Annotated in this window: 18 protein-coding genes; 16 read left to right on the forward strand and 2 right to left on the reverse strand. The window is 44.1% G+C overall.

All coding sequences use genetic code 11. The features are described 5' to 3' along the window. The first annotated feature begins 4 nt into the window (after nt 1-4). The 14 genes from ACHUFN_RS01130 (at nt 5) to ACHUFN_RS01195 (ending at nt 13,042) form a co-directional block, all read left to right on the forward strand. Complete coding sequence (locus ACHUFN_RS01130; RefSeq protein WP_394220449.1) at nt 5-541, forward strand: LPS-assembly lipoprotein LptE; 537 nt, start codon at nt 5-7, stop codon at nt 539-541. Nucleotides 542-553: 12 nt separating this feature from the next. Further along, entirely contained in the window at nt 554-1,582 is a 1,029-nt protein-coding gene (gene holA, locus ACHUFN_RS01135) for a DNA polymerase III subunit delta (RefSeq protein WP_394220450.1), read from the forward strand. A gap of 13 nt (nt 1,583-1,595) precedes the next feature. Beyond that, nucleotides 1,596-2,339, forward strand: coding sequence for a nicotinate (nicotinamide) nucleotide adenylyltransferase (gene nadD / locus ACHUFN_RS01140; protein WP_394220451.1), 744 nt, complete (start codon nt 1,596-1,598; stop codon nt 2,337-2,339). A 17-nt stretch (nt 2,340-2,356) separates the two neighbouring features. Continuing rightward, the gene (gene rsfS / locus ACHUFN_RS01145) at nt 2,357-2,674 is read left to right on the forward strand and encodes a ribosome silencing factor (protein WP_014998244.1); all 318 of its coding nucleotides are present in this window, start codon (nt 2,357-2,359) and stop codon (nt 2,672-2,674) included. 117 nt (nt 2,675-2,791) lie between these two features. Then, nucleotides 2,792-3,262 (forward strand): 23S rRNA (pseudouridine(1915)-N(3))-methyltransferase RlmH, encoded by a 471-nt coding sequence (gene rlmH, locus ACHUFN_RS01150; protein WP_394220452.1) that lies wholly within the window; start codon nt 2,792-2,794, stop codon nt 3,260-3,262. Between the two features lie 30 nt (nt 3,263-3,292). Beyond that, complete coding sequence (mrdA, locus tag ACHUFN_RS01155) at nt 3,293-5,209, forward strand: penicillin-binding protein 2 (RefSeq protein WP_394220454.1); 1,917 nt, start codon at nt 3,293-3,295, stop codon at nt 5,207-5,209. Next, complete coding sequence (gene rodA, locus ACHUFN_RS01160) at nt 5,206-6,321, forward strand: rod shape-determining protein RodA (RefSeq protein ID WP_394220455.1); 1,116 nt, start codon at nt 5,206-5,208, stop codon at nt 6,319-6,321. The genes mrdA and rodA overlap by 4 nt, the downstream gene beginning before the upstream one ends. Before the next feature lie 5 nt (nt 6,322-6,326). After that, nucleotides 6,327-7,295, forward strand: coding sequence for a septal ring lytic transglycosylase RlpA family protein (locus ACHUFN_RS01165; RefSeq protein WP_394220456.1), 969 nt, complete (start codon nt 6,327-6,329; stop codon nt 7,293-7,295). 450 nt (nt 7,296-7,745) lie between these two features. Next, nucleotides 7,746-8,930 (forward strand): serine hydrolase, encoded by a 1,185-nt coding sequence (locus tag ACHUFN_RS01170; protein ID WP_394220458.1) that lies wholly within the window; start codon nt 7,746-7,748, stop codon nt 8,928-8,930. 119 nt (nt 8,931-9,049) lie between these two features. Beyond that, the gene (gene ybeD / locus ACHUFN_RS01175; protein WP_202942667.1) at nt 9,050-9,313 is read left to right on the forward strand and encodes a DUF493 family protein YbeD; all 264 of its coding nucleotides are present in this window, start codon (nt 9,050-9,052) and stop codon (nt 9,311-9,313) included. Nucleotides 9,314-9,328: 15 nt separating this feature from the next. Then, on the forward strand, nt 9,329-9,985 hold the full coding sequence (lipB, locus tag ACHUFN_RS01180; protein WP_394221024.1) for a lipoyl(octanoyl) transferase LipB: 657 nt from the start codon (nt 9,329-9,331) through the stop codon (nt 9,983-9,985). Continuing rightward, on the forward strand, nt 9,978-10,940 hold the full coding sequence (lipA, locus tag ACHUFN_RS01185; protein WP_136781386.1) for a lipoyl synthase: 963 nt from the start codon (nt 9,978-9,980) through the stop codon (nt 10,938-10,940). Before lipB ends, lipA begins: the two co-directional genes overlap by 8 nt. Nucleotides 10,941-11,139: 199 nt before the next feature. Continuing rightward, nucleotides 11,140-12,147: an asparaginase gene (ansA, locus tag ACHUFN_RS01190; protein ID WP_394220461.1), complete on the forward strand. Its 1,008-nt coding sequence runs from the start codon at nt 11,140-11,142 to the stop codon at nt 12,145-12,147. Nucleotides 12,148-12,202: 55 nt separating this feature from the next. Then, nucleotides 12,203-13,042, forward strand: a complete 840-nt coding sequence (locus ACHUFN_RS01195; protein WP_394220463.1) for a DUF2797 domain-containing protein — start codon at nt 12,203-12,205, stop codon at nt 13,040-13,042. Nucleotides 13,043-13,123: 81 nt separating this feature from the next. On the opposite strand, the gene ACHUFN_RS01200 is transcribed toward ACHUFN_RS01195, so the two are convergent. Together ACHUFN_RS01200 and ACHUFN_RS01205 are read right to left on the reverse strand one after the other, a co-directional pair. Then, complete coding sequence (locus ACHUFN_RS01200; RefSeq protein ID WP_394220465.1) at nt 13,124-13,675, reverse strand: NAD(P)H nitroreductase; 552 nt, start codon at nt 13,673-13,675, stop codon at nt 13,124-13,126. A gap of 173 nt (nt 13,676-13,848) precedes the next feature. Beyond that, complete coding sequence (locus tag ACHUFN_RS01205; protein WP_394220467.1) at nt 13,849-14,469, reverse strand: HvfX family Cu-binding RiPP maturation protein; 621 nt, start codon at nt 14,467-14,469, stop codon at nt 13,849-13,851. 44 nt (nt 14,470-14,513) lie between these two features. Here ACHUFN_RS01205 and ACHUFN_RS01210 point away from each other — a divergent pair, with 44 nt between their 5' ends. Both ACHUFN_RS01210 and sppA read left to right on the forward strand, forming a co-directional pair. Next, nucleotides 14,514-14,699, forward strand: a complete 186-nt coding sequence (locus ACHUFN_RS01210) for a hypothetical protein (RefSeq protein ID WP_394220469.1) — start codon at nt 14,514-14,516, stop codon at nt 14,697-14,699. Nucleotides 14,700-14,894: 195 nt separating this feature from the next. Next, nucleotides 14,895-16,760 carry a signal peptide peptidase SppA gene (sppA, locus tag ACHUFN_RS01215; protein WP_394220470.1) on the forward strand — a complete coding sequence of 622 codons (1,866 nt, stop codon included), beginning with the start codon at nt 14,895-14,897 and terminating at the stop codon, nt 16,758-16,760. Nucleotides 16,761-16,791: the final 31 nt, after the last annotated feature.

A 16,791-nucleotide genomic window follows, 5' to 3' on the forward strand; every position in this document is an offset into this window, starting at 1 on the left:
CGTTATGAAAAAGCACTTACAATTTGCAGTTGCTGTGTTCGCAACCGTTTTGGTTACTGGCTGTGGTTTTCATTTAAGAAGCAGCCCTAGCCTGCCAGACAATATAAATACAGTTGCCATTGAAAGTGCTAGAGCCCACGCGCCTTTGGCGCGTGCACTCGATAAACGCCTAAATGTTTACGGCCTAAACAGTGTTAGCGCAGATAAAAGCAAGACATCAAAACAACACATAAACATTTACCTGCTTCCTGAGAAAATGGAACGTCAGCTATTGTCTGTTTATCCTTCAGGTCAGGTAGCAGAATATGAGCTTATTTATGTAGTGCGTTATCGTGTTCAGTTCCCCGATAAAGAAGCGCAAATGGTACAGTTTGAAGTAGTACGCGATTATCAGGACGACCCTGACCAAGTACTGGCAAAGTCTCGTGAGCTTGACCTTATGTTAAGCGAAATGCGAGATGAAGCTGCCGATATCATGGTTAGGCGTCTCTCTAGTCAGTCGGTTGCAGCGCAGAATGCGCCTGTTTCTACCGTACAATGACGAAAACAGTGCATGCAAATTTATCCTAACCAGTTTAACCAAGACATAGCAAAGGCGCTTCGTCCCTGCTATTTGGTATTTGGAGATGAACCTCAACAGAAGTTCGAGGTTATTGAGCAAATTCGCGCAAAAGCTAAAGCCAATGGGTTTGAAGAGCGCACTGTGTTGGTCGCTGAAACTGGGTTTAACTGGAACCAACTCATTGAAGCGACCCAAAGCATGTCGCTGTTTTCTAGCCAACAGTTTATTGAACTAGAATTACCTACCGGAAAGCCGGGTGCCGAAGGCAGCAAGATGCTTCAAGAAGTTGCCGCGTCACTTAATCCAGACATTCTATTGCTTGTGCATGGTCCTAAAATTGGCAAAGACGTTCAGCGTGGAAAGTGGTTTAAAGTGCTCGATGATATCGGCGCGTCGGTGCTGTGCTATCCACTAGAAGGCAAGCAGCTTAGCGCATGGTTAAACCAACAACTGAAAGCGCATCAACTTTCAGTTTCTACATCTGGTGCAAAAATGATTGCCGATTTTTGTGAAGGCAACATGCTCGCTGCAAAACAAGAAATTGATAAGCTTGCTTTGCTTTACCCTCAACAGTCGGTTTCAGATGAGCAAATAGAGCAAGCCATGGTCGATCAGTCGCGTTTTAACGTGTTTCAACTGGTTGATGTAATGCTAAGCGGAGATAGCACTCGCTGTATAAAGATGCTTTACCGTTTAGAAAGTGAAGGTCTAGAACCCAACATTATCATTTGGGCGCTAATCCGCGAGTGGGAACAGCTTTGGAAGCTTAAGCTTGCACAGCAAAGCGGTACGCCTATTCAATGGCAGAAGTTTGGTATATGGCGAAACAGACAAGGCTTTTATCAAAGTGCTTTGAACCGCCTTAGTCTTACTCAATTAGAAGATATTCAAAAGGCGCTAACCCAGTCAGACCATGCCTTTAAGCAAAATGTAATTGCTCGCCCCTATGTTGAAGTGTGTCATCTTTGCATGATGTTTATGGGGATAGATCTACGCGAAATTCCGTTGTTGCAAGCGTAAAGGGCTACATTCAATGGGCCAAACAACTCCTTCTCAATTCTCCTCTTCTTGTTCGCAGATTACTACGCAGGACAATAGGTCTAACGGGAAAATTCGAGCAATTTTAGGCGGCACATTCAACCCGCCTCATAATGGGCATATTGGTGCTGCCCTGCATGCTGCTGATGAGATTGGCGTACGGGAAGTGCATTTAATGCCTTGCAAACTGGCACCGCACAAATCCGTCGGCGTATCTGAGGTGCACCGCGTTAAAATGATTGAACTTTGCGCCCAATCGAATGACAGACTTATTCCAGAGTTGGTTGAATTAGCATTACCATCTCCTTCTTATACAGTGAAAACGTTGCGCGCACTGAAAGAAAAAAGTGATGACACAATCTGTTTTTTCATTGGGGCAGATTCGCTGTATAATCTAGATAAATGGTACGAGTGGGACAGACTACTCGATTATTGTCACTTAGTGGTTATGCGCAGAGACGATGAAAAATTTTCGCCGCCTCCCGCGATACAAGCTTGGCTAGATAGTCATATGGCTAACGATAAAAGCGTTATTCACAAAGAGCCTGCAGGGCATGTAGTGTTAACCAACACGCCACTCTATAGTGTTTCATCTACTGAAATTCGTAATGTAATTTCAAGTGAACAACCCGCTGGATGTAGCGGTAAACAAAACAGTTCAGGCACTCCCATCGCCAAAACGTGGTTGGATGAGAGTGTGCTGAGATACATAAACGAACATCAGTTATATAAAAGTTAAGTAAGTGAGGAAAACTCTTGGAGAGTCAACAGCTCAAACAGTTTGTTAAAGACAAAATAGACGATATGAAAGGCCGCGATGTAGTAGAACTAGACGTTCGCGGCAAATCAAGTATTACCGATACTATGATTATCTGCTCAGGTAACTCAAAACGTCACGTATCTTCTATTGCTGAAAATGTAATGGTTGAAGCAAAAAAAGCGGGACACGCACCTGGAAGTGTTGAAGGTAAGGAAACTGGCGAGTGGGTACTTGTAGATTTTGGCGATGTCATTTTGCACGTTATGCAAGATGAAACTCGTGATTTCTATCAATTAGAAAAACTGTGGTCGTAGTTTCTTCTAAAATAGGTAAGTGAGAAGCTGTATCACGGTCAATAAAGGCCATACCCTAGTGTGTATGGCCTTTATTGTAAGAATAAAATAAGAAATCCTGCGGTAAGGGAAAGAAAAGTGCGTATACAAATCGTCGCAGTTGGAACAAAAATGCCAAACTGGGTCAATACGGGTGTAGAAGAGTTTATTCGCCGATTTCCGAGCGACATGCCTGTCTCATTTACGGAAATTCCTGCTGGAAAACGTGGTAAGAATGCCGACATTAAACGCATTTTAGAGAAGGAAGGTGAGCAAATGCTTGCTGCTATTCCTAAAGGCAATCGAATTGTGACGCTAGAAGTTACTGGCAAACCTTGGGACACGCCCACGCTTGCAAAGCAACTAGATAATTGGAAAATGGACGGGCGTGACGTTAGCCTCCTTATTGGCGGTCCAGAAGGGCTAGCTCCTGAATGTATCGCAGCTTCAGAACAAAAATGGTCGCTATCAGCACTTACACTTCCCCACCCCCTAGTCAGAATTATTCTTACTGAAAGCCTTTACCGCGCTTGGTCTGTTACCCAAAACCACCCTTATCATCGTGAGTAAGGTGAAGCTAAGCTAATGCAAAGGACGTCAGTGCAACGAAAACGACAGGCAATACGCGATCATTCCGCAGAGGCAAATTTATTTGCCCGCCGCGCAACCATTGCTTTTATCATTGTTGTATTCATGCTAGGTATTGTGCTGAATAATCTTTACTCCTTGCAGGTCACACAGTTCGATGATTATCAAACGAGGTCTAACGGAAACCGCATCAAGGTGCTACCTATTGCGCCTAACCGAGGCCTCATCTACGACCGAAATGGAGTGTTGCTGGCCGAAAACCGCCCAGTTTTTAGCTTGGAAGTTATTCCAGAGCAAGTAGATGATATCTCTCAAACCCTAACAGATTTGACCGAGTTAATGGGGATCACCTCTGATGAGCTTGAGCGATTTCAGTCTACGTTAAAAGGTACGCGCCGATTCAAACCTGTGGCCCTTCGCACTCAATTAAGTGAAGAAGAAGTCGCGCTGTTTTCTGCAAGTAAGCACAAATTCCCTGGCGTTCAAATTGAAGCACGTCTTGCTCGGCACTACCCTTACAAAGACACCCTAACCCATGCACTTGGCTACGTAGCACGCATAAACAAACGGGATTTGCAGAAACTGGTAGAAGCGGGTCAAGAGGACAACTACGCAGCAACCCATGATATCGGTAAACTGGGTATTGAAAAATATCACGAAGAATTACTGCACGGAAAGGTGGGGTATCAGCAAGTAGAGGTAAACAACCAAGGACGCATCATTCGCGTGTTAAGTGTTGAGCCCCCTACGCCTGGCAAAGACATTGTGCTCAATTTAGATTTAGAACTTCAGTTAGAAGCACAACGCATCATTGAAGGTATGCGAGGGGCTATTGTCGTAACCGATGTTAAAACAGGCGGTGTACTAGCCTTGTACTCTAATCCTGGGTACGACCCTAATTTATTTGTTCATGGTATCAGCAGCAAAAACTATTCTGCACTGTTGAATTCTCCCGACCGCCCTCTCATTAACCGGGCTACACAAGGCCAATACCCGCCCGCCTCTACCGTTAAGCCGCATTTAGGCTTAGTTGGGTTAGAAGAAGGTATTATTACTGAAGACTACACGATTACCGACAATGGGCGCTACAAACTACCCAACGTTTCACACGTTTGGCGAGACTGGCGACGCTGGGGCCATGGCAAGGTTGACGTGTCAAAGGCCATAGAGGTTTCCTGCGATACTTACTATTACGATTTAGCTTACAAGCTTGGCATTGATAAAATTAGTGAGTCAATGTATGAGTTTGGGTTCGGTGATTTTACTGGTATCGATTTGTATGAAGAGTCAGACGCGAATATGCCCAGTAGAGGGTGGAAGCGCGCCCGATTTAATCAGCCTTGGTACATTGGCGACACTATTCCCGTTGGCATTGGCCAAAGCTATTGGACGACTACGCCAGTTCAGCTTAATACATCAGTAAATACGTTGATTAACGCAGGTGAGCGATATATCCCACAAATTATTCGCGGTTACATGAATACAGACAGCACAGTTGATCTCATTGCGCTTAAGTCACTTCGCCCCGTTGATATAAAGAATAAGAAAAATCTCGACGTCATTTTAAATGCTATGCGCGATGTGGTGAGTGGTGAAGAAGGTGGAGCACGACACGCTTTTGCCGACACCCCCTACGACTCAGCGGGTAAAACAGGAACAGCACAGCTGTTTACCGTTGGTCAGAATGAAAAGTACGATGCCGACAAAATTGATGAGCGCCTTCGTGACAACGCCATGTACGTGGGTTTCGCCCCTTTCAACAACCCTGAAATATCAGTAACAGTAGTGCTAGAAAACGTGGGAGGTGGCAGTAAAAACGCTGCGCCCGTTGCACGTCAAATAATGGACTTCTATTTCAGAGATCGCGTTTTCGAAACTGTAAACACAGAAACGTCACAAGATGATATTAAGTTAGGGGTCGCGCAGTGAAAAGAACCACCTTAAACCCTAATAAAATAAGCTTTTTACAGCGCATTCATATTGATGGTTGGTTGCTAATAGGTCTTCTTGCGCTTAGCTGCGTGGGATTATTCACACTTTATTCGGCGTCTGGTCAAGATATGGAACAAATGGAACGCCAGTTTATTCGACTGGGTTTCAGCTTTGTCGTAATGTTTGGGCTAGCGCAGTTGCCTCTTGGCATATTCAGGTTCTTCTCAACCTATGCTTACGTGGGAGGACTGCTTATGCTCATCGCCGTTCTGTTATTTGGTGACATGGGCAAAGGCGCACAGCGCTGGCTTGATTTGGGCTTTATCCGCTTCCAGCCGTCTGAGCTAATGAAGCTTGCGGTTCCAATGATGGTCGCCTGGTATATTAGCAAATTTACCATGCCCCCTCGCACCAACCATATTGTCTTCGGATTTGCGTTGGTGGTAGTACCGACCATTTTAATAGCCAAACAACCAGATTTGGGCACGTCTTTACTTATCGCCAGCTCAGGTATTTTCGCCATATTTCTTGCGGGCATGAGCTGGCGCTTGATTTCAATCGTGGGGGCGCTTGTGGGGGCATTTGCTCCTGTAATGTGGTTTTTCTTAATGAAAGATTACCAAAAGCAGCGTGTTCTTACTTTCTTAAACCCAGAGAGCGACCCGTTAGGCTCTGGTTATCATATTATTCAATCTAAAATTGCCATTGGCTCGGGCGGCGTAGAAGGCAAGGGCTGGCTACAAGGTACACAGTCTCAACTGGAGTTCTTGCCAGAACGTCACACCGACTTTATTTTCTCAGTTTTTAGTGAGGAATTCGGTCTTACTGGTGTCATTTGTTTAATGGCAATTTACATCTTCATTATTTTACGTGGCCTTATCATTTCAAGCCGCGCTCAAGATGCCTATGCGAAACTGCTCGGAGGCAGTATCACCCTAACCTTCTTTGTTTATGTATTTGTAAATATGGGCATGGTTTCCGGTTTACTGCCCGTAGTTGGAGTTCCGCTGCCCTTGGTAAGTTTTGGTGGAACTTCTATGGTGACTTTAATGGCAGGTTTTGGCATTCTTATGGCCATTGCCACTCAAAAACGTTTAATGTCTAGATAACTTGTATGTTGCAGCGCCTTCTTTCGGTACTTGGTTTACAAAACGCGAATTATTCAAATAGACAATGCTATCACTTAGGGTCTATCGCTTTTATTATATTGACAATAGCGGGTTGCCAAAGTGCACCATCGCCATCAGGCCGCTATACCCAACATAAAGACTCTGCTCCAAAACACATTGCGAAAAAGCCTGAGACATTAGACGCTGTGCCAAAGTACGAAGCGTACCGCATGTTTAATAGCCGCCCCTACACAGTATTGGGCAAACACTACACGCCAATCGACAGCGGCAAGGGATTTGAGGAAGTGGGTTACGCCAGCTGGTATGGTCAGAAGTTTCATGGTCATTTGACCTCCAACGGCGAAACTTACAATATGTTCGCTATGAGCGCCGCACATAAAACATTACCTCTGCCTTCTTATGTGCGAGTTACAAATTTGGAAAACAACAAGCAAGCAATTGTTCGTGTAAACGACCGTGGCCCTTTTCACGATGATCGGATTATAGACCTTTCTTATGCAGCAGCGGTAAAGCTAGGTTATCACAGCAAAGGCACGACAAAAGTAAAGCTAGAAGTCATTCATTTTGACGAACAAAACAACGTCACAGTAGGTAACGACCCTACTGTGACTTACGACGAATATTTAGGTATTGCAGTTGTGCCGCCTACCGAGATGACCGCTTCGACGCGAGCACCTCAGATAGAAAAAAGTGGCAACGCTACTGCGAGCAAAAATACAGCAAGCGATGCAATCTACATTCAAGTTGCAGCGCTTTCGAATGCAGAAAAAGCAAAATCTATTTCCAATGTTTTATCTGCGTTGTATCAAATCCCGGCTCACTTACCGGTTACTGATGATGTTTACAAGCTTCAGTTAGGTCCCATCCATGACGAGGCCGTAGTAACAGAAGTACTTGAACAACTTAAACAGAATGGTTATCCGAACGCGTACGCCATCACCCAAACCATGTAATCGTGCCTTAGTTTTCAATCTTGAAACATGCCGATTATCAACCTTTGTGCATAATCACGCCCCCAAAAACAAATTTAATCATTTGCATTAACTTACGTGTAAGTAAAAGCAAACGGCTGATACATTGTGTAGATTGATACGTTGCGCTTGCTCATAAAATCAACGGGATTGTGGCGGTAATGTGTCATTCAGCAGGCAATATCACGGTTTCTTCGCCTAATGCCTACTATCGCGTAAACTTTTTTGATAAAACCTAGTCATATACGCAGCCTTTCGTTAGGATCTCTGGTCAGCCATACGATAATATGGGTTGTTAAAAACAGGATTCGGTCAGAAACCGAACAGAAGCTAAAATTGGGTAGCCATGTTTTGCGGTATTCGCTTCGCGGTATTTGCAACAATAAGGTAAGCTTTAACTCACACGGAAAAACGGTCAAAGAAATTAGAACCATGCTCAGAATAATTCAACGCGCTAAACCGTCAATACTCTCATTTGCATTCTTAGTAATGGGTACGTTGCTAACTACAGCGAATGCTGCGGTAGTTACGCCACCTGCCCCAACTGTTGCTGCAGAAGGCTTTTTACTTACCGACTTTGAAACGGGTCACGTCATTGCATCAAAAAATGCAGATATGCAACTTGCACCTGCCAGCTTAACCAAAATCATGACTATTTATGTTATCGGTAAAGAACTGCAGGCGGGTAACATCAGCTTGGATGACGAAGTTACCATTTCTGAAAACGCGTGGGCGAAAAAATTCCCTGACTCTTCAAAAATGTTTATCGAAGTAGGCACACAGGTGTCAGTACGTGACTTACTACGTGGCATTGTTGTGCAATCTGGTAACGACGCTTGTGTAGCAATGGCTGAACATGTCGCAGGTTCAGAGTCAGCGTTTGCAAGTATGATGAATGCACATACGGCATCGCTTGGTATGACAGGCTCAAACTGGGTGAATGCACACGGTTTACACGACCCTGACCATTACACAACACCTCGTGATATGGCTATTCTATCGCGCGCGCTTATTTCACAAACGCCAGAGATGTATAAAATTTACAGCGAAAAAGAATTTACCTATAACGGCATAAAGCAATACAACCGCAACAGCCTACTGTGGGACAAAAGCTTAAACGTCGATGGCATCAAAACTGGCCACACCTCGGATGCAGGCTACAGCTTAATTACCTCGGCCGAACAAGGTGGCATGCGCTTAATCTCGGTTGTGATGGGAACTGACAGCGAGCGTGCACGTAAGGTAGAAAACAAAAAGCTACTTAAATACGGGTTCCGCTTCTATGAGACGTTAACGCCATACGAAGCAGGCCACAGTTTTGTTGCTCACCGCATTTATATGGGCGACAGAGAAACGGTAGACCTTGGAATTAATCAATCTACCCCCATTACTATCCCACGCGGTCAGGCAGCGAACTTAGAAGCGAATTTCGAGTTAGACGACAAGCTTGAGGCGCCACTAGCGAAAGGTCAGGTAGTTGGTAAACTTTATCTTCAGCTAGAAGGCGAAGATGTAGCTAGTTATCCGCTGGTAACGCTTCAAGAAGTGAAAGAAGGAAGCTTCTTTAATCGCATGAAAGACTACATTATGCTTCAGCTAGGATTTGACGACGAGTAAGACTTGATGACAAGTCGTCATGTATAAATGAATACGTGAAAATGCTAGTTGTGAAGCGGCCAGATTTGTTACAATCTGGCCGTTTTTTTATATGATATTTAAAGTACCAAGGATATCGCATGGATACCCGTTTCGACGAATTATTAGATTTTCCAACGAACCAAACGTTTAAAGTTATGGGCGTAGCACATGAAGACCTCCCTGAACAGGTTGTAAGCTGTCTTCAGCAGCACGCGCCAGGCGACTACTCCCCTAATGTAAAACCAAGTAGTAAAGGTACTTACCACTCGGTTTCTGTCAGTGTACGTGTGACAAGCAAAGAGCACATGGAAACAATTTACACTGAACTTGCTAAATTAGAGTTAGTCAGGGTTGTACTATAAGTGAAAGAGCAGTCTATGCCGCCTGAGGGAAACAGCGTTGTCGTGCGCCAATTGGGCCGTCAACCGTACGAGCCTATCTTCGAGGCAATGAAACGTTTCACTGATGAACGCGACCAAGATACTCAAGATGAGATTTGGCTTGTTGAGCATGATGCTGTCTTTACACAAGGGCAAGCGGGCAAAGCTGAGCACATTCTCATGCCAGGCGATATTCCCGTAGTACAAGTTGACCGTGGTGGCCAAGTTACCTACCACGGGCCCGGTCAACAAGTTATTTATCTAATGCTGAACATCAAGCGCAGAAAGCTGGGTGTACGGCATTTAGTCACCGCAATGGAAGAAGCGGTGGTCGGATTACTTGGAAAATACGGCGTAACCGCGTATCCAAAGCCCGACGCACCTGGCGTGTACGTCGATGAGAAGAAAGTATGCTCTCTAGGCTTAAGAATACGTAATGGCTGCTCGTTTCACGGTTTGGCTTTAAATGTTAATATGGACTTATCGCCTTTTCAGCGCATCAACCCATGTGGTTACGCCGGTATGGAAATGATTGATACCGCTCGTTTGCAAGGACCAAATACGCTTGAAATTGCTGGCCAAGAATTAACTCAATTGTTATTAGACGCGCTGTCCATTGCACAACCAACATACAAAGAAGGTTTTGATGAGTAACGCACGACCTCAAGCGGGGGTGAAACTCCGCGATGATGAAAAAGTAAAACACATACCAGTCACCATTATTCCTACAGAAAAGGAAGAAATGCTGCGCAAGCCTGAGTGGATAAAAATCAAGCTTCCTCGTACTACGGAGAAGATTGATCACATTAAACAAACGCTTCGCAAAAACAATCTTCACTCTGTTTGCGAAGAAGCCAGCTGCCCTAACCTAGCAGAATGCTTCAACCACGGCACTGCCACCTTTATGATTTTGGGTGATATTTGCACTCGTCGCTGTCCTTTTTGTGACGTTGCGCACGGTAAACCACTGCCTCCAAGTGCAGAAGAACCAGAGAAGCTTGCAAAAACCATCGCTGAAATGAATTTGCGTTACGTGGTAATTACATCGGTTGACCGTGACGATTTGCGCGATGGCGGTGCACAACACTTTGTAGATTGTATTAACGCCATACGCGAACATAGCCCAACCACAACAATTGAGGTGTTGGTGCCTGACTTCCGTGGTCGTATGGACCGTGCACTGGAAATCTTCAAAAACGGGGTACCAGACGTATTCAACCACAATCTTGAGACCATTCCTCGCCTATACCGTGAGTGCCGCCCAGGTGCGAACTATCAGTGGTCACTAGACTTGCTTAAAAAGTTCAAGGCTCAGCACCCAGATGTTATGACTAAATCAGGTCTTATGATGGGTATGGGTGAAGAAAACGAAGAGATTCAAGGCGTACTTGATGACCTGCGCGCTCACGACGTGGACATGCTAACGCTTGGCCAATATCTGCAGCCTAGCCGACACCACTACCCTGTTAAACGTTATGTTCACCCAAAGGAGTTTGATGCCCTAGGTGACTACGCTAAAGAAATTGGTTTTACTCACGCAGCGTGTGGCCCAATGGTACGTTCTAGCTATCATGCCGATCAGCAAGCGGCAGGTAAAGAAGTTAAGTAAGTACAATATTGTTTTTGCCGTTCACCGCCGCAATGGGGTCACAGCAAACAATGAAGACTTCGTGCAAAAAAAGCGGTGAATTTCACCGCTTTTTTGTATCTGGCATTTCAGGGTGACAAACCCGTGGGTATTGTTAGAATGCCCGTCACAAAAGATATCCCTTTTTAAAGGCATCTCCCACATAGGGTAAGGTCATTTCATGCGTAAACATATTTACATTGCTTATACAGGTGGAACCATCGGTATGAAGCCATCTAAACAAGGCTATGTACCCGCTGCAGGCTTCTTGGCTGACACTTTGAAAAAGATGCCTGAATTTCACCGTTCTGAAATGCCTCTTTTTACCTTGCATGAATATGACAACCTCATCGACTCGTCAGATATGGACCCGTCAGACTGGCAGCGTATCGCCGATGATATATCAGATAACTACGACAAATATGACGGGTTTATCATTTTACATGGTACCGACACTATGGCGTACACCGCGTCAGCGCTTAGTTTTATGTTAGAAGATTTGTCAAAGCCTGTCATTGTAACTGGCTCACAAATTCCTCTAGCCGAACTTCGTTCTGACGGTCAGGTTAACCTGTTAAATGCTTTGTATGTAGCTGCAAATTACCCCATTGCTGAGGTGGGACTTTTCTTTAATAATCGCCTTTTACGTGGCAACCGCAGTCGCAAAGTTGATGCTGATGGTTTTAGCGCTTTTGATTCGCCTAACTTCCCTCCTCTTTTAGAAGCAGGGATCAACATTCGCGTTAAAGCGGGGTCGCTTGCCAAAGCCCCCAATAACACAATAAAGGTATCAAACGTAAAGGCCCAGCCAATAGGCATGGTTAGCTTGTACCCTGGTATTGCGCCAGAGGTAATAAAAAATACGCTTCAGCAACCCGTCAATGCCCTTATTTTATTAAGCTACGGTGTGGGTAACGCCCCGCAAAACCCAGAGCTTATAGCGCAACTTAAATATGCCAAGTCTAGACAAATTCCTGTTCTTAACTGTACGCAATGTATGCGCGGCCGAGTTAATATGGGGGGATATGCTACAGGACACGGTTTACGAGAGGTAGGCGTTCTTTCAGGTAGCGACATGACGCCTGAAGCTGCCCTTGCCAAACTTCATTACTTACTTAGCAAAGACTTACCCTTCGAAGAAATAAGTCAATTACTTACTCAGAATTTACGCGGTGAGTTAAGTGACTAAAAGCAAAATGCTTAATGTTGAATAGCGAAGATTCTAAAGATTTAAGGTTATAAAAGTGACAACAACATATTCAGGTATGCTAAAAAAAATGCGTACCACAGCCGACGAAAACAACACCGTACACTATTCACTACCTATTGGTGATGAGTTAGTTGACGTGAACGGGCTAATTGGCAAAGAAGTGACGCTCACCTACACGGGTGAGATTAACTGTGTCCATTGTAATCGCAAGACTAAGAAAAGCTTTAACCAAGGCTATTGCTACCCTTGCCTTATTTCACTGGCGCAATGTGACAGCTGCATAATTAAGCCAGAAAAGTGTCATTATCACGAAGGGACTTGCCGAGAGCCAGAATGGGGAGAAGAACACTGCTTTAACGAGCATTTTGTATACCTCGCAAATACTGGCACAGTGAAGGTGGGTATCACGCGGCAAATTACCGATGGCGTATCTCCCCGCTGGATGGACCAAGGTGCTACGCAAGCCACCGTCATGTTGCGTGTGCCTGACAGACTAACCAGTGGATTGGTTGAAACATTGTGTAAAGATCATATTGCTGATAAAACGAATTGGCGAACCATGCTAAAAGGTAAGCCGGACGAGGTTGATTTAGACCAAGTCAAAGCGGAACTGATGAGTAAGATTGAGAGTGATTTAGAGGCGTTAAAACAAGAGAAAGGGCTTCAAGCGGTTTCAGAAGTCACTACACCTATTCACGATATTCATTACCCAGTTGAAGACTATCCAGTAAAAATTAAGTCACTTAATTTGGACAAGACACCCTCTTTTACCGGCGTACTACAGGGCGTTAAAGGGCAATACTGGATGCTAGATGGCGATCGCGTGATTAATATAAGAAAATTCGCGGGCTACAACGTCAATATCGAATTTTAAACACTGTTCTTTTCAAAGCGGTTAGTGAACCTTATAGCCCAGCTAACCGCTCTACACTTTATTTAGTTAGTGACGACACCGCTACTGCCAAAATTCAAAGTAATCGCTACTGTTTCTTTGTGGTTTCGGCGCGGGTTCAAATGTTGGTGTACCAAGGTATAAAAAGCCAACTAGCTCGTCCTCTTCACTAAGACCTAAGCCGTTTCTTACGGTTTCACAACTGGCATAACTGCCTGTGCGCCACATGCCGTTAAACCCTTGTGCAACAGCTGCCATTTGCATAGCCATTACTCCACAACTAGCAGAAGCAATTTGTTCAACCCTAGGTACTTTTTCATGCTCGATGTGTTTCGCAATGGCAACAATTACCATTGGCGCGCGATGCGGAAGCTGAACTGCCCTTTCAATTTCCTTTTGTGACTTTTCGTTCTCAATAGCAGATTGCTCGTAAAGCGCACCAAGTTTATCTAGCCCCTTACCTGTACAAACAATAAAGCGCCATGGCGTCAAACACGCGTGATCAGGCGCTCTCAGTGCTGCTTGCATAATGTTCTCTAACGCGTCACCACTTGGTGCTGGTGCTTCTAGTCTAGGTTGAGAGCTTCTGTTAAGTAACAAAGTTAATGCGTCCATTTACATCCCTACTTTATAAATTCACATAGCTGCCAGAGCACCTGTTATCTCTGACAAATGAAAAGTATGCTCACAGTAGCGGCACACCTGTATTTTGTGATAGATCCTACGACCCATAAACAAAAAAGACCAGAAAAATCCAGTCTTTTGGCTCCGTGAATAACGCTTAACGTTTATGACTGCACATTTTGTTTTGTGTTAAAAAATTTGGCAGAATAGTAATCCACGCTTACAAAGCGGCCACCGCCATAAATAAATAATACTAGCAACATAATAAAATACGTGGCGGCAAATTCTATCCCATTGTTGAGTATTACAAAATTACCGCTAGATGTTAGCCACTCGTAATGACCATGCTCCTGCAAAATCGATTTAGCTGCCGATAGTTTTTGCGGCGCATCCATTATGCTTTCATTATACAAAATAGTCCCGTCAGCCAGCCACGACGACGCATCAGCTATTGCTAACCAACCGTTTTTTGCATGAACACTTACCATCGCAACAATCATCGTTACCATTAAGGGTATTGTAACTAAACGGGTTAACGCACCAAACAATAATAAAATGCCACCAACGAGTTCTGCCGCTGTGGCGAGAAAAGCCATGACAAATGGTAGAGGCAGACCCAGACCATAATCTTCATTACCAAACCAATCTACAATACTGTCAAAACTTGATGCTTTATTCCACCCAGCCTGTATCATCACAGGTGCTAGGTATAAACGCATTAAGAATAATGGGATGCCGTCAGCCACTTGCAGTCGCGCTACGGCCTGTTGATAAAGGTTTATCATTGTTTTGCCTATTTTTTGTTGTTAAAACATTAGAACGGCGCACCATGAAAAAAATTTCATCTCTTGAAAATAAGTCTTCACCCTTTTTGCGAATAATGCAAAAAGGTCATAAGAAAACAGGCTTTAATACTCGTAAAGGAGAGCTTTTAATGGTGATGAGTGAAGAAGACCACAAAAGAATAGCTTCTCTAATCAAAACGTGGTTAGAAAAAGACGAGAAAGCTCGATAACCCTTTTAAAAAATCATTTACGTTTCAACAACTCCCCCTGTTCGTTGGTCCTTTGTACGATACACTCACAAAAAATTACAATTAAGTTAGCGATCTTACTCGATTTAGGTAACATAATAAGAATGCAGTACATTGAGCTAGATTCGCCTGACTTTTCTCGCTCTGGTTGGTTAATTCAAAAAAAGGTAGTGATATATGGCAGCCAAAGGAAATTGGACCAAATCCTTGTTTATTGGCTTGTGGACGGTGCTTAACTTCACCCGCAAACTTTTCTTTAATTTGATATTTATTGTTATTTTTGTTGGATTGATTATTGCTATCTCGGGTCAGGATGACGAACGTCTCACCGTAAACAAAGACAGTGCTTTATTTCTTACGTTAAATGGCAAGCTAGTTATTGAGAAAGAGAGCATCGACCCCTTTGAACAGTTCCTCCAAGACTCTTTGGGCGGTGAATCTGAAAACCCTGAAGTGCTTGTTCGCGACGTGGTAAAAGTGCTTGAAAACGCGCAAAAAGACCGCCGAATCAAAGCGCTGGTTCTTGACTTACAGGGTTTGACAGGTGGAGGTTTAGATAAGCTTCGCGCGGTCGCAAACGCAATTGATGCTTTCAAAGAATCAGAAAAGCCTGTTTACGCAATCGGCGACTACTATTCACAAGACCAATATTATCTTGCTGCTCATGCAGATAATATTTACCTAAACCCAATGGGAAGCCTGATGTTTGAAGGCTATGGTCGCTTCGGCATGTACTTTAAAGAATTGCTAGATAAGCTTAAGGTAACGACGCATATCTTTCGTGTCGGCACTTACAAGTCGGCGGTAGAACCTTTGATGCGCAACGATATGTCTGAAGAAGCTAAAGAAGCTGAGAAACAATGGCTAAATGGTTATTGGGCTCAGTATAAAGCTGATGTTGCAAACGCTCGTGGAATCGATGAAGCCAACTTTGATGAGACGTTAGATGGTTTGCTTGCTAAATTCGAAGCTTCTGGTGGAGACTTTGCACAGTATGCGTTAGAAAATAAATGGGTAGATGCACTTAAAACGCGAGAAGAGGTTAGACTTGAGCTGATTGAATTAGTTGGCGAAGGTGATAACAACCACGGCGTTAACTTAACCTCATTTAACTCTTACTTAAGAGTGGTTAATCCTCCGTTGCCCGCCATTGAAACAAACATAGATAAAGTTGCTATCGTCGTTGCAAAGGGCACCATTTTAAATGGTAATCAAAAAGCGGGAACCATTGGCGGCGACAGTACCGCCCTGTTGCTGAGAAAAGCTCGCTTGGACGATAATGTAAAAGCTGTAGTTTTACAAATTGACTCTCCAGGGGGCAGTACATTTGCGTCTGAAGTTATACGCCAAGAAGTTTTACAGCTTCAACAGGCTGGTAAGCCTGTCATTGCTTCAATGAGCACGTATGCAGCGTCGGGCGGTTATTGGATTGCTGCAAATGCAGATAGAATTATCGCTAGCCCTAGTACTATTACCGGGTCTATTGGTGTGTTCGGCATGTTTATGACATACGAAAATTCACTAGACTATTTAGGAATTCATAGCGACGGTGTAGGTTCAACAGAGCTTGCTGGCTTTTCTACCGTACGCCCGCTAGCTCCTGAATTTGGCCAAATTCTTCAGCGTAACGTTGAAACTACCTATAGCAACTTTTTATCGCTTATATCGAATGCGCGTGGCATGTCTATCGAAGAAGTAGACAGTGTTGCACAAGGTCGTGTTTGGATTGGTGCTGATGCTATTGAGCTGGGTCTCGTCGATCAGCTAGGTACAATAGACGATGCTGTCTTTGCTGCTGCTGAAATTGCGCAATTAGATGAATTCGATACGTTTTATGTACAACGTACACTCAGTGCTCAAGAACTGTTTTGGAAAGAATTTTTTGGACAGGCCATGGGATTTGTTGGCAAATGGCAATTTGCCAATGCAGATTCATCGTTAGTTAATGAATTTAAGAGAGTGCTTAACGAATTTAGCCTTATTAATAAACTTAACGATCCTAAGGGCACCTACATTTTGTGTCTGCCTTGCGACGTGAAATAAGCAATTTCTTAAACAGTTTACACAAATAGAG

The organism is Alteromonas gracilis, assembly GCF_043642145.1.
GTDB lineage: Bacteria > Pseudomonadota > Gammaproteobacteria > Enterobacterales > Alteromonadaceae > Alteromonas > Alteromonas gracilis_B.